Origin of the sequence: Rhodococcus sp. ZPP (genome assembly GCF_017656075.1) — a bacterium.
GTDB lineage: Bacteria > Actinomycetota > Actinomycetes > Mycobacteriales > Mycobacteriaceae > Rhodococcus_F > Rhodococcus_F oxybenzonivorans.
Map to the genome: position 1 here is coordinate 828,284 of NZ_CP058639.1, position 13,377 is coordinate 841,660.

Annotated in this window: 9 protein-coding genes and 3 pseudogenes; 5 read left to right on the top strand and 7 right to left on the bottom strand. The window is 65.9% G+C overall.

Features of this window, described 5'->3' with window-relative positions; translation table 11 throughout:
• Nucleotides 1–220 precede the first annotated feature (220 nt).
• The 5 genes and pseudogenes from HYG77_RS35075 to HYG77_RS35100 all read right to left on the bottom strand — a co-directional run.
• Nucleotides 221–352, bottom strand: a pseudogene (locus HYG77_RS35075) (IS110 family transposase); the annotation flags it as partial.
• 143 nt (nt 353–495) lie between these two features.
• A complete protein-coding gene (locus HYG77_RS35080; RefSeq protein ID WP_208964145.1) occupies nt 496–2,229 on the bottom strand; it encodes an acetoacetate--CoA ligase in 1,734 nt (577 codons plus the stop codon).
• 243 nt (nt 2,230–2,472) lie between these two features.
• Nucleotides 2,473–3,395, bottom strand: a pseudogene (locus HYG77_RS35090) (VOC family protein).
• A gap of 25 nt (nt 3,396–3,420) precedes the next feature.
• The gene (locus HYG77_RS35095; protein WP_208963768.1) at nt 3,421–4,287 is read right to left on the bottom strand and encodes a fumarylacetoacetate hydrolase family protein; all 867 of its coding nucleotides are present in this window, start codon (nt 4,285–4,287) and stop codon (nt 3,421–3,423) included.
• 28 nt (nt 4,288–4,315) lie between these two features.
• Nucleotides 4,316–6,097 (bottom strand): FAD-dependent monooxygenase, encoded by a 1,782-nt coding sequence (locus HYG77_RS35100; protein ID WP_208963767.1) that lies wholly within the window; start codon nt 6,095–6,097, stop codon nt 4,316–4,318.
• A gap of 183 nt (nt 6,098–6,280) precedes the next feature.
• Here HYG77_RS35100 and HYG77_RS35105 point away from each other — a divergent pair, with 183 nt between their 5' ends.
• The gene (locus HYG77_RS35105; protein ID WP_208963766.1) at nt 6,281–6,982 is read left to right on the top strand and encodes a GntR family transcriptional regulator; all 702 of its coding nucleotides are present in this window, start codon (nt 6,281–6,283) and stop codon (nt 6,980–6,982) included.
• A 629-nt stretch (nt 6,983–7,611) separates the two neighbouring features.
• Here HYG77_RS35105 and HYG77_RS35110 read toward each other — a convergent pair.
• Nucleotides 7,612–7,941, bottom strand: a pseudogene (locus HYG77_RS35110) (methyltransferase domain-containing protein); the annotation flags it as partial.
• Between HYG77_RS35110 and HYG77_RS41070 the strand changes: the two are divergent.
• The 3 genes from HYG77_RS41070 (at nt 7,865) to HYG77_RS35125 (ending at nt 9,439) form a co-directional block, all read left to right on the top strand.
• The gene (locus HYG77_RS41070) at nt 7,865–8,233 is read left to right on the top strand and encodes a hypothetical protein (RefSeq protein ID WP_208964305.1); all 369 of its coding nucleotides are present in this window, start codon (nt 7,865–7,867) and stop codon (nt 8,231–8,233) included. The pseudogene HYG77_RS35110 and the gene HYG77_RS41070 overlap by 77 nt on opposite strands.
• Before the next feature lie 283 nt (nt 8,234–8,516).
• A complete protein-coding gene (locus HYG77_RS35120; RefSeq protein ID WP_208964146.1) occupies nt 8,517–8,906 on the top strand; it encodes a hypothetical protein in 390 nt (129 codons plus the stop codon).
• A 131-nt stretch (nt 8,907–9,037) separates the two neighbouring features.
• Complete coding sequence (locus HYG77_RS35125; protein WP_208964147.1) at nt 9,038–9,439, top strand: alpha/beta hydrolase; 402 nt, start codon at nt 9,038–9,040, stop codon at nt 9,437–9,439.
• Between the two features lie 104 nt (nt 9,440–9,543).
• Here the strand turns inward: HYG77_RS35125 and HYG77_RS35130 are convergent, their stop codons facing one another.
• Nucleotides 9,544–10,203: a TetR/AcrR family transcriptional regulator gene (locus HYG77_RS35130; RefSeq protein ID WP_208964148.1), complete on the bottom strand. Its 660-nt coding sequence runs from the start codon at nt 10,201–10,203 to the stop codon at nt 9,544–9,546.
• A gap of 529 nt (nt 10,204–10,732) precedes the next feature.
• Here HYG77_RS35130 and HYG77_RS35135 point away from each other — a divergent pair.
• Nucleotides 10,733–13,375, top strand: coding sequence for a PEP/pyruvate-binding domain-containing protein (locus tag HYG77_RS35135; RefSeq protein ID WP_244461511.1), 2,643 nt, complete (start codon nt 10,733–10,735; stop codon nt 13,373–13,375).
• Nucleotides 13,376–13,377 lie beyond the last annotated feature (2 nt).

Consider the following 13,377-nt stretch of genomic DNA (forward strand, 5'->3'; position numbering starts at 1 on the left):
AATGCCTGACAATAAAGCGCCAAACCGTAGTGTGTCGCACTCCTTGTCAAAAATGCCAACTCTCCTGTCAACGGACACGTAAGTTGACATTATCTCGGATATCGGCCTTTGAGGCATTGTGGCACAGCCTAATTCGGACATGCGATCAAACATCTGATTCGCGGTGCCACCGCTTCGGTCAGCTCCGGGAACTCCGGGCCGCCGCCGGTGACAGCGCCGGCAGGGTCAGGTGCGCGGCCTCGGCGGGTGTCGGGGCGCGCCCAAGCACGGCCGGGGTGTCGCGGTCGTGCAGGTCGTCGAACACCTCCAGAGCGGCTGGGTAGTACTCTCGCAGCGCCGAGTGCAGTACCGACGGCTACCGCCCGCTCACGGCACCGTGATCGAGTAACCTCGGGCGCCCGATCGGGACCGTCCGGGTGGGTCCTCGCGCGATGGTCTCGTGCAGCGTCGGCCGGCTGTCCGGGACCGGATGGTTGGCGGGGCCCGGGCTGCTGGTCAGGAGGTGCGTGGAATGTGGTTGTGCAGGGCCGTCTTCCGGTGGGTTGCGATCTGGACGAACTGTGTGAGCGCGTTGGCGTCGTCGAGGGCGGCGGGGTTGGCGACGCTCGATGGTGTGGCGCCCTGGAGGACTCGCTTGATGGGGACTTCGAGGCGTTTGCCGGTCATGGTGTGGGGCAGGGTGGGGAGGGCGATGACGTCGTCGGGGACGTGGCGGGGGGAGACTTGGGACCGGATCTTGCCGCGGATTCGGGCGATGAGGTCGGGGTCGAGGTTGTGTCCGTCGGCGAGGACCACGAAGAGTGGCATCCAGTAGCCGCCGTCGGGTTCCTCGACGCCGACGATGACTGTGTCGGCGATTTCGTCGAGTTGGTCGACGACTTCGTAGATTTCGGCGCTGCCCATGCGGACGCCGTACCGGTTCATGGTGGCGTCGGAGCGGCCGTGGACGATGACGCCGCCGCGGGTGTTGACGGTGACCCAGTCGCCGTGGCGCCACACGTTGGGGTAGGTGGAGAAGTAGGCGTCGCGGTAGCGGGCTCCGTCGGGGTCGTTCCAGAAGTGCAGTGGCATGGACGGCATCGGGCGGGTGACGACGAGTTCGCCGACCTCGTCGGTCACGGGTTGTCCGTGCCCGTCCCAGGATTCGAGGGCCACGCCGAGTAACCGGGCCTGCATCTCGCCGGGGTACGACGGGAGGGTGGGTACGCCGCCGGCGAACCCGGAGACGATGTCGGTGCCGCCGCTGGCGGCGGCGAGCCAGGTGGTGGGCAGGGTGTCGTGGATCCACTGGGAGGTGCTGGCGGGCAGTGGTGAGCCGGTGCTGCCGAGGCCGGTCAGCGCGAGGTCGTAGGCCGCGCCGAGGTGGGTGCCGTCCTTGTGGGCGGCGGTCAGGTAGGCGGCGCTGGTGCCCAGGAAGGTCAGCTGCTCGTGGGCGGCCAGTTGCCACAGGGCGCCGGGGTGGGGCCAGCCGGGGCTGCCGTCGTAGAGCACGATGGTGGCGCCGTGGAGCAGGCCGGAGACCTGGATGTTCCACATCATCCAGCTGGTGCTGGTGTACCAGGCGAAGCGGGAGGAGTCGTCGAGGTCGAGGTGGAGGCCGAGGAACTTGAGGTGCTCGAGGGTGACGCCGCCGTGGCCGTGCACGATGCCCTTGGGTCGGCCGGTGGTGCCGCTCGAGTACAGCACCCACAGCGGCTGGTCGAACGGCACCGGGGTCGTCGCGAGCGGGTGGTGGCCCTGGGTGAGGGTGTCGAAGTGTTCGGTGCCGGGTGGCTGGGCCTCGCCGAGGTGCGGCACCCACACGGTGGTGCGCACCGTGGGCAGCAGGCGCCGGAGTTCGGTGTTATGGGTGGAGCGGTCGTGTTCCTTGCCGGCGTAGCGGTAGCCGTCGGCGAGGAACAGCACGGTGGGTTCGAGTTGGCCGAGGCGGTCGGCGGCGCCGTCGGGTGAGTACTCCTGGGAGCAGGCAGACCAGGTGGCGCCGACGGCGGCGGTGGCGAGAACGCGATGACGGTGGCGGTGATGTTCGGGAGGTAGCCGACCACACGGTCGCCCGGGCCGATGTTCTGGGTGCGGAGCCAGTGTGCGAGGGAGGCGACCTGGTTGCGGAGCTCGTCGCGGGTCACCTCGCGGCGGTGCCCGCCTTCGGAGACGGCGACGATCGCGGTCTTCTCGCCGGTGTGGCGCAGCGCCTGGTCGGTGTAGTTGAGTGTGGCGCCGGGGAACCACTGCGCCCCCGGCATCGCGTCGTCGGCCAGCACTCGTATTGCCGGCCGGCGGAAGCGCACGTCGTAGAAGTCGGCGATCGCCTGCCAGAACTCGTCGAGTTCGGTGGTCGACCAGCGCCAGAGTTCCTCGTAGCCGCCGAATTCACCGCGTCCCTCGGCGGCCAGCCACCGCCCGAACGCGTTGATCTGTGTTCGGGCGGCGGCGCCGGGTGTCGGGGTCCACGCCGGCACGGGGGCGGGGTCGTCAGCCGGCATTGTGGGCCCCGGTCATCATCGCGGCGACGTCCTCGGGCATGAGGAAGGACGGGGGTGGGGGCGGTCCCCAGTTGAACAGGCCTTTCACACCTTCCCAGGTGCCGGGCGTCCAGAGCGCGTCGTCGACGATGCAGTCGATGTCGGAGTAGTACTCGGAGAAGTTGCCGGCCGGGTCTTTCAGGTACCAGAAGAAGTTGGATCCGACGTGGTGGCGACCCAGGCCCCAGACGTGCCGCTCGGGGTTGTCCTCGAGCATCGCCATTGCGCCGCGGCCGATTTCGTCGATGTCCTCGACCTGCCAGGAGGTGTGGTGCAGGAAGTTCACCGGGGCCTGCTGGACCAGCACGTTGTGGTGGTCGGTCGAGCAGCGCATGAACGCGGCGATGGACGGGACGACGTCGCTGACCTTGAATCCGATGCCCTCGGTGAAGAACCGCTGGGTCGCGGCCTGGTCGGTCGACCCGATGACCACGTGACCGAGCTTGCGCGGGGTCACCGGGTCCTCGCGGACGATGCCCGGCGCCCGCACGTTGGGGCGGTCGATCCGGCCGGGCCCGTTGTACGGGGTGGGTGCGGTGCGCTGCTGCTCGATGCGCGGCGCCACCGAGATCACGGCGCGGAAGCCGGCGATCGGCTCCTCGGTGACCAGCGTGTCGGCGGTCCGCTCGACCGGCAGGTCCAAGGTGCGGAGCTTACCGGCGATGCGGTCGAGGTCATCGGGAGTCTCCGCGCCGATGCCGATCTCGACGAGGCGCCTGCGGGGTGCGTGGGTGAGTTTGAACTGTTCGCCGCCGTCGGTGGTGGCGAACGCGTTTTACCGAGCGGTGTGAGACCGAAGTCGGTGTAGTAGGCGGCGGTCTCCTCGACGTTGGGGACGCCGACGGTGATCGAGGTGAGGCGGTGCAGAGCCATGGCGGGTGTCCTTCCCTGTCAGCTCTTACGAGGCGGATGCGGTGGTGTACGGGGGGCCGGGCACACATCGTTGACGGAGTGTGCCGATGCCCTCGATCCAGGTGACGACCTCCTCGCCGGGGACGAGGAACCGCTTCGGGTTCCGTCCGCCGCCCACGCCGCTGGGTGTGCCGGTGAAGATCAGGTCACCCGGCTGCAGCGGCAGGACCGCCGAGAGCCGCTCGATGAGAACCGGGACCGAAAAGATCAGGTCGCTGGTGCGGGCCTTCTGGACCTGCTCGCCGTTGATGCTGCAGCCGATCTCGAGGTCTGCGGGGTCCGGCAGCTCGTCGAGGGTGACGACGACCGGGCCGATCGGCGCGAAGCCGGGGAACGACTTGCCGAGGCTGAACTGCGGTGCGGGCGCGACGAGTTGCCGCGTGCGCTCGGAGTAGTCCTGCCCGACGGTCAGGCCGGCGACGTAGTCCCACGCGTCGGCCGCGGCGACATGGCGGGCCTCGCGGCCGATGACGACGACCAACTCGGCCTCCCAGTCGACGGTCTTCCCCGGTAGGGCGAGATCACCGACTGGACCGGTGATCGAGGTGCGGAACTTGGTGAAGACCGGCGGCTCGACCGGGAAGTCGAACCCGCTCTCGGTGGCGTGCGCGCGGTAGTTCAGGCCGATCGCGAACACCTGTCCCGGCTCCGGCACCGGTGCGCCGAGTTCGGTCTCGTCGTAGGACCGGCCGGACGGAAGCTCGGTCGATGCGGCCCAGGCGGTGAAGTCGGGCCACCGGCGGTAGATGGCGGTCGGGTCGGGCCCGAACTGGCCCCGGCTGGCCTCTTCGACGTCGACGGCACCGGTGTCGGTGACCAGGACGAGCCGTCCGGCGAGGTTGGCGATACGCATGGGGGGATTCTCCTTGTGAGATTCGGGGTCAGCGGAGCTCGGTCGAGAGCACCTGGGACAGGGCGTCTTCGAGCGCGGCGCGCGGGTCCGCCACGCCCTCGCTCGCGCGGAACGCGACGTATCGGTCGGGGCGCACCAGGACGGCGCCGGTGGAGGAGATGCCGCGGTTCTTCAACCAGGCGCAGCGCACGTCGATGAAGTCGGAGTCGAGGACGCCGACGGTCCCGGCGACCAGCGGGAGGTCGTTCTCGGCGGCGAGTTTGTCGGCGGCCTCGACCCACGCGTGGCCCTCCTCACCGGCGAGGAGCAGGAACTTGCCGCCGTGGACGAGGGTGCCGAGCGGGATCCGCTCGCCGCGGCGCTCGACGAACGCGTGCGGCATCGGGTGGCCCGGCTTGGTGCTGGGCTCGTAGAGGCGGACCGGGTCGAGCGGCACGTACTCCGGGCTCCCGTCGGGCACGATGGCGGTGGAGTCGTAGCGGTAGCCGAATTCGACGTTGTGGTGGCGGAACTCCATGGTCTGTGAGCCGATCGCCCGGTTGAGGGCGTGCCGCTTGGCCGCCGACTCCGGGAGGTCGTGCCACAGCGGGGCGAGCTCGGCCCAGTTCTCCTCCGGGGTCTTCTCGGCTGAGAGGCCCAGGGCCTGGTCGATCGTGAAGTGGTTCATCGCGTTGGCGATCGCGTTGTCGATGTTGTTCTGGTCGACCGGTTTACGCTCGGCCTCGTAGGTGTCCAGCAGGCCGTCGCCGGCGCGGCCGGCCAGGACGGCGGCCAGCTTCCAGCTCAGGTTGTAGACGTCGTGGATCGCCGAGGTCAGGCCCAGGCCGCCGGTCGGGGGGTGGCGGTGCGCGGCGTCGCCGGCGAAGAACACCCGGCCCTGGCGGAACTTGTCCGCGATGACGCCCTCCATCACCCACTGGCTGATTCGGTGCACCGTCGGCACCAGCTCGGGCGGAAGACCGAGCGAGGCCCGCATCCGAGCGAGGACCTTCTCCTCCTGCATCGCGTCCGGGTCGTCGGTGGCGTACTGCATGTGGAAGACCCACTCCTCCGATGCCGGGCCCCAGTGGTCGGGGCCCATCGGGACGAGCACCCCGCTCCACGAGCCGCCGAAGTCGGGGTTGACCAGCCAGCGGATCAGCACGTCATCGTCGGTGGCCCACCGCGAGAGGTCCGCGGTCATGTGGATCGAGACCATCTTCATGATGTCCCGCGGACCGTTCATCTCCACCCCCACGAGCTTGCCGACCGTCCGGCCGCCGTCGGCAGCGATCAGGTACTGCGAGCGCACCTGGTAGGTCGCGTCGGCGTCCTTGTCCCGCACGGTCGCGGTCACCCCGTCGGCGTCCTGGACCAGATCGATGAGCTCATGGTTGAACCGGATCCCACCCGGGTTCAGCTTCTCGGCGTGCTCCTTCAGGACCGGCTCGAGGCGGATCTGCGGCAGGTTGCAGGTCCGGCAGGGACTCGCCGCCACGTAGTCCGGGTCGGTGTAACCACCGCCCCACGCCTCGAGCTCGCCCAGCTTCCGGCCGTAGCCGTCGTGGGCGCCGGCCAGGCCGGCGTACCAGCCGTTCGCCCGCATGTTCGCCGCCGGGGTGCTGCGCTTGTAGATCTCCGGAGCCACACCCACCTCGGTGAAGATTTCCATCGCCCGCTGGTTGAGCACGTGCGCCTTCGGCAGCGTCGAGGTGCCCGGCAGCGAGCTCACCAGCAGCGAGTCGACGCCGAGGTTGGACAGCGTCATCGACGCGGTGAGACCGGCGCCACCGCCGCCCACGATGAGAACGGGAACCTGGATGTCAGTCATGGAATGTCTCCTTTATCGGGACCGCCGGATCAGTGGTCGAGAGGGGTGCGACGGCCCGGCGCTGCGGCCCTGGCAGGTGTATTGCCTGGATCACAGTGTGCTCCAGGTCTCATCGATGTGTCAACAGAAAATCGATTATTTCTTCCTATACCGATATTCGGATGGATTCCGTAGACTGACCGCATGACCAACACTCCCGCCAAGCCCACGCGCGTCCAGGAGGTCTACGACCGCATCCGCGGCGACCTCCTCAGCGGTGAACTGGCGCCCGGGAGCAAGCTCAAGATGAACGACTTCACCGAGCAATACGGCGTGAGCCTCTCCGTCGTCCGGGAGGCCGTGATCCGACTGGCCGGCGAGGGCCTCGTCGAGGCGACACCTCAGCGCGGATTCGCCGTCGCGACACTCACGATCGACGACCTGCAGGACCTGACGCGGACCCGTGTGCTGATTGAGACCCTGGCACTCGCGGAGTCGATCAAGCACGGCGACCTGGCCTGGGAGGCTTCGGTTCTCGCCACGCACCATGCGCTGGCCCACACCCCCATGATGACCCGCGAAGGGCACGTCGACCCGGCCTTCACCATCGTCCACCGCGACTTCCACCACACCCTGCTCGCCGGCTGCGGCAGCTCACGGCTCGAGGCCATCGCCACCGGCCTGCGCGACTGCGCGGAGCTTTACCAGCACTGGTCCCAGGAATTCGCCCGCGACGCCACCCGCGACATCGCGGCCGAGCACAAGACCATCGCCGAGCTCACCGTCGCCCGCGACGAAGCCGGCGCCACCCAGGCGCTGCGCGAGCACATCGAACGCACCACCGCCGCCCTCGTCCGCTACGCCGAGCAACTCGACGGCAGGGACGATCAGCGCGCCCTCGCCTGAGCAAAGCTCCAGCACCACCTGCCGGGGAGTGCGCCCCGAAATATGTTGGGAACCTGAGCGTTCTGAGCGCGCAACGAAATCCGCCGACGACGAGTGTGCAACCGCAGTTCGGATTAGCGACCGATCATCTCGGCGAGAGCCCCCGCTTGCGCGACCGTAAACATCCTGCGCTTCAACCTGAGTTGCTTGCGATCCGGGCCGCGGTGCGCCTCGAACTCCGTGCTCCTCGGAGGGCAACCGACACAAGACTCCGGTGGCGTTGACACGCCCTGCCCGATGTCCGAGCCCCTGGTGTTCCATTCTTCACCGCACCCGAATCGATTTACGGGATAGCGACGGGGGCCGAGGATTCCGACAAGTTCGTGAGAATCAGGCACTGACATGACGTGAAGAACCTGCAGGTCGGATGTGCAGAAGACTGACACCGAGGATTGGACCCTACAGCAGCCGAATGTAGTGCAGGTTCCACGTTTACGTGTCGGTTGTCCGGTGACAGCCGATCTTCCTTTTCGCCAATGAATCGTGCATATCCGGGCCCGTCTCGCCAGTGCAATTTGCTCGATTCGAGATCATCTCATCTGCTATGAGGGACCCTGGCGACCAGGGCGCTCTCGTCGGTGCAGGCATGGCCAGGTCGGGCCGGGATAGTCCTCCTCGGCAGCCGCAATCAGCACCGGATCCACATCGACACCGACCACGACGTGCCCAGCCTCGTGCAGATAGCCACCCAGGCGACCCGGCCCGCACCCGGCATCGAGAACCCGGCCCCCACGGCCGAGCATCACGTCGACCAGCCGAGCCTCCCCGACGATGTCTTTTCCCTCGGCCGCCATCGTCCGGAACCGCTCCACGTACCACGTGGAATGCGCTGGGTCGGCGGCTGTGAGTTCCTCCCATTGGCTGGGCGACTGCGCGGGCGTCGGCGGGGTTGGCGGCGACGAACTCGAACAGTCCGGCAACGGCCCGCAGGTCGTCGTTGCTGCCGCGAATCGGCACCGTTTTGCCGAGGTGTCGGGTATCGGATTGTCGGGTGACGCGGTTGCGGGGATCGGCGGTCCACCGGGCGAAGGCCGCTGCCTGCTCGACGGCCGTGGCCGGGTCACCGAGCACGTCCGTCGGATCGGGAAAACACGTGGTCAGCCACGTGTCGAAGCGGCGCAGACTCCGCAGTCGTTCCTGGCTGATCGTGGTCCACCGCAGCACACCGGATTCGAGCATGGTGCCCAGGTGCCATTTGACGGCTGCTCGTAGCCATGGCTGGGTGATCTGTCGAGGCGCGCAGTCGTAGTTGGCGACCGGTTCCCGGGTGGTCAGCGGGATCGTCGGGTTGCAGCGTGGGTGCCACTCGTCGAGCTGCCATCACGGTCCGTTGTGGTAGGCGGCGATCAGCGCCTGCCGGGCGAACCCGAACAACACGCGTAGCCGAGCCCGGGGCGCCGCGGGACGGCAGACGTTTGCCTCGGTGGACGTAGAACCAGCCCTGCAGTGCGGCGGCAGCGTCGTAGTCCAGCGCCCGAATCGACGGGGCGAACCGATGGCCGTGCTCGCTTGCCCGGCGCAGCATGTTCGCCAGCTGCGCCATCGCCAGCACCGAGACTCGCAGACCGTCGCCGGCCTGCCAATGCGCCATCCATGCCAGCTCGGCCGCGAACGTGCTCGTCACCTCGGCGCATGGGGAATCTCGTCGGTCGGTGAACTCGTTGCCACCGATGCGCACAGGATCCGTGAATCCCTGAATCTGGTCGCATACGGGATGTTCCTCGCCGACCCTGGGATCGATTGGGAGAAAGCAGATTACTACGACAACGTCGATGACAAGGACGCTGACTGGGACGAATCATCCGCGCCTGTGTTGCGCGGCAAGAAGCGCGGGGTCCTGACCTCACACCGTGCTTCCGGTTCTACTCAGGGAGGAGCGTGGTGACCGAATCGGGTCATGTCGGCGCACACCCGCGTCTGCATTCGCAGAGCGCCCCTCGGAGGATTTGCTTGGGAGGCTTGCTCGCGACTTCGTTGCGGATGCCTTCATGGGCCGCTGAGGCCTGCTACCGGACGATGTTGACCGCCGATATGGTCGCTGACCTCGCGAATGTTCCGCAACCGGTGCTTCAGATCGTGGGTAACAAGGATCCGGTCCATTCGGTCAAGGGCGCCCGCTGGCTCACCGAAACCCTTTCGAACGCCAAGTTGGTCTCACTGGACGGTTGCGGCCATTACCCTATGTTCGGAGCTCTGGACGCCTTCGAGGCAGCGCTTTTGGAATTCTCGGCCGCGGAGGAGCGTAGCCTCTCAGTTTTGCGCTATCGTCTCAGGTTAGAGGACGCGACCTCAAGCCACTGGGCGTCACGACGAGCACCAGAGAACGCTGGGCGATTTCGCAGGGCTCTCGTCGACGGCGGTGTGGGCGCCGACTTACTCTTCGATGATGCGACGCCATTCGAGGGGGCGCAGCAGTAAGTGGACCTGCAGCGTCGAGAAGTGCAGAATCAGCCGTATCCGCGCGCGGCGCGGGCCCCGCCTCCGCAGAAAGGCTCTGGCCCGTCGGCGACGTGCACGAAAGATCAGTCGGCGCCCGACCGGTGGAGGACGCCGTGCAGGATCAGATTGGTCATCTCGACTTTGAGTCGATCCCGACCCGGTCGACGTCGACCGGGCGGGGTGAGCATGTCGTCGAGCAGAGCGACGCCGAAGACCATGCCTCCTGTCGCGAGGATCGCGGCGTCCAAGTCGACACCCTCCATCGGAGCCCAGTCGACCATCGGAGCCCAGTCGACCCGTCTGAGACTGTCAATCGCACGGGCGACGTGAACGATGATCTCCGGCGCCGAGTCTCCGTCGGCGATCTGGTGAGCGAGCACCGAGCGAAGGACAATGCGGTTGCGATGCGCCAAGTCGAAAAGGCTCGAGACGAAACGGGTGACACGCTCTTCTAGCGACATCGCAAGATCGCTCTGCCATTCGGCAACATACTCGTCCGTGAGTTGGGCGAACGGCTCGGTGAAGGCCGCGTTGAAGATCCCTGCCTTGCTGGAAAAGTTCCCGTAGAGCACCTTCTCCGCCACTCCGGCCTCAAGCGCGATCTCCTTGGTGGAGGTGCCGTCATACCCTTGCGCCAGGAAGAGATCGCGGGCAGCAGCCAGTAAACGGGCACGCACCTCGTTGCTGGTGCGGCGTGGACGTTTGGCGCGCTGTGCGGAAGCGGGGGAAGGGGTGCTCGTCACGAGGGTTATTATTCCCCCAATCCGTCGCTCATAGTTAGTCAAGCTGGCTAGGGTAGTCAGTGTTACCGACCTAGGTAGCTAGTGCAAATCCGCTCGGCGTCGTGAATCGCGAGGCTTCGGATGATCGAATCCCAGCCGCCGGCCACGGGCGGTGCGGCGACGATGTTGGTGCCGCAGGGCGTGGCCGGCGCTCATGTTCGATCACCTCGAACACCGCTGCCGGGTGTCTGTCGTGAGGCCGCGATGGCGGTGAGGGTCGTAGACGTCGGTGCACCACGCCAACGCGGCGTCTTGCAGAGGCGAACTCGCGGCCACGGAAGAACGAGCCCCGAATATTCGAGCACACGTTTGACACGTGTGGTGCACCTCACTAGTATTTTGAGACGCCGCGCCTGATAATTTCTATCGCGGCCATGCACGTGACCGTGCATCACCCCACATATGGTCGATCGTTCTGCCCTGATCCGCATTCGCTGCGATCGATGTAGTGGAAAGCGGCACGGGACAGCTGAAGCAAAAGGAGTGAGCGGTGTCGACCACTAGTCGTGACGTCGTTGAGACACTGACGGTTCTGCCCCTAAGGAAGTGCACCCCGGACACGTTCGGTGTGGTGGGTGGCAAAGCGAAAGGCCTCTATCGGCTGATGGAACTTGGCCTTCCGGTCCCGGAAGGTTTCGCCATCTCGGCCGACGCCTACCGTGCGTGTGTGTCGGCGACCGGTATCGCTTCGGACATCGAGTCGGTACTCGCGGACCCGGCCCTCACGGACACGGACAAGTCGAGCAAGGTAATCGAGCTCTTCACGCGAGTCGAAATGCCGGTGGACTTATCGGAGTCCATCGAAAAAGCCTACTTTGCTATGGGATCGGGACCCGTAGCTGTGCGCTCTAGTGGAATTGCCGAAGACACAGCAGCGGCGTCGTTCGCGGGGCAGCACGACACCTACCTGTGGATCGAAGGCGCTGACAACGTCAAGTCGCACGTACTGAAATGCTGGGCTAGCCTGTTCAACTCGAGTGCGATCGGTTATCGGGCGAAGTTCGACATCCCCGCGGAAGATGTGGCGATGGGAGTCGTCGTCCAGAAGATGGTGCCGGCGGTCGCCGGAGGCGTGATGATGACCCTTGAACCGGTCACCGGCGACAACACGGTCCTGCACATCGATGCTGCCCACGGCTTAGGGGAAGGCGTCGTGGTCGGCGACGTCCAGTCGGACCAATTCCAGTTCGGCAAGGAGAACCTCGACCTTCTGTGCAAACGGATTGGCCGGCAGGAGTCTCAATACATCTACGACGAGAGTGTGGGTACGGTCGTCCTCCGGTCGATGGACCCCCACCTGGGTGCGCAGCCCGCCCTGAGCGACGAAATCGCACTAGACCTTGCTCGTCTCGGACTGACCGTCGAGCAAGCATTCGGCATGGCGATGGACATCGAATGGGCGGTTTCGGACGGTCAGATCCACCTGCTCCAGGCCCGTCCCGAAACCGTCTGGAGCGAGCGAAACGCCGCACTGGTGGCGGCGGCACGAGGCAGCGCCACACATGGCGATCTCAACCCCGACCACTACTACTCCACCGCAAACCTGGGTGAGGCCGCCCCCGGTGTGCTCTCGCCGCTCACCTGGTCCGTGTGGGGCGTCGGCGCGGAAGTCGCTGCCCGATACGGCTTCGTCCAAATGGGCGTCCTGGAAAAATCCGAAGCCAACGTGCCCAAGAACCCACACGATCGCATCATCCAAGTGGCCTACGGGCGTGCGGTCGCCTCGGTCTCGGCCTTCTACGACCTGGGCGAGCGCATCCCGGGCGCCAGTGGAGCGATGCTGGCCGAGCAACTCCTCGGGTCGGTGCCGGATGGGATGCTCGCCAATCCGACAAAACGTCGGTATCCCCACGTCATGGTCAAGATGCCGAAATCTTTCATCGGCGCAAAGTCCGTTATCGACGGTCAGCATGCGAAGATCGCGAGGTGGTGGCAGCGCGAACTGGCGCGCACACCACATCTGGACATCAACGGCGCGCGGGCACAATTCGCTGATGCCGTCGAACAGTTCCTGCGATCCACAGCCGTTCAGGCAGTAGGAAACATGATCGCAGTACCTCCTGTGTTCTCAGCACTGGAAAAGCTCGTCACCGACGTCGGGATGGACGAATACTACGGTGTGCTGAGCTCGGGTGGTGACCATACGGAAGTCGAGGGCATCGCGGATCTCTGGGACCTCGGACGCGGACGACTGAGCGAAGAGGAGTTCTTGAACCGACACGGATTCCACGGAACTCTAGAAGGCGATATCGCTGGGACCGTCTGGAGGGAAGACCCCACCCCGATACGGCGTATGGCACAGATGTACGCCGCACAAGATGACGGCAAGGACCCTCGGACGGTGGCGCTCCGAAGAGTTGAGGAAAAAAAGATCGCCAAGGCTGAGTTGATGTCTCGACTGGGCGTTCTCGGTCGATTCAAGGCCCGGCTAATACTCAAACTGGTTCAGCGTCACATGCCCCTTCGAGGAATTGGAAAGGCGAGTTTCCTGCGTTCGCTGGATATCGCGCGCGCTTCCGCGCGGCGGATCGGTTCACTTCTCGTGGCAGACGGTGTTCTCGACGCTGTCGACGACATCATGTACTTGACGGCCGACGAGCTGACTGCTCCAAGCTTGCCGGAAAACGTGCGAGCACTTGTCGCCGAGCGCAAGGCGGAGCAGGCGCTGTTCCGGTCGATAGAGATTCCCGCGGCGTTCTGGGGACAGCCGGCACCGCGCACCGCCAAGGGCGAAGGCGATGAACTGAGGGCCGATGAGAATAGTGACGAATGTCTGACGGGGATCGGCGCCAGCGCGGGAATCGTGGAGGGCCGGGTACGTGTGGTGACAGACCCTGCGTTCACCGAGGTCGAGCCCGGCGAGATTTTGGTTGCCACCACAACGGATCCGTCCTGGGCATCGATCATGTTCGTCTCGGCCGGTCTGATCGTGGATATCGGTGGGGTCCTCAGCCACGCGGCAGTCGTTGCCAGAGAGTTGCACCTTCCTTGCGTGGTCAACACGGGAACGGGAACATCGGTCCTTCGGACCGGCGATCGCGTTCGAGTCAACGGGCGCACGGGGGTCGTGGAGATTCTCGAACGAGTACGAACGAACACCGAAAATCCGCGTCAACGAGAGGCTGGAAAATGACA

Coding starts and splice junctions, on each gene's coding strand:
- HYG77_RS35095 (WP_208963768.1), bottom strand. CDS start 4,287: ATGCGTATCGCCAACCTCGCCGGACGGCTCGTCCTGGTCACCGACACC.
- HYG77_RS35100 (WP_208963767.1), bottom strand. CDS start 6,097: ATGACTGACATCCAGGTTCCCGTTCTCATCGTGGGCGGCGGTGGCGCC.
- HYG77_RS35105 (WP_208963766.1), top strand. CDS start 6,281: ATGACCAACACTCCCGCCAAGCCCACGCGCGTCCAGGAGGTCTACGAC.
- HYG77_RS35120 (WP_208964146.1), top strand. CDS start 8,517: ATGGCCGTGCTCGCTTGCCCGGCGCAGCATGTTCGCCAGCTGCGCCAT.
- HYG77_RS35125 (WP_208964147.1), top strand. CDS start 9,038: ATGTTGACCGCCGATATGGTCGCTGACCTCGCGAATGTTCCGCAACCG.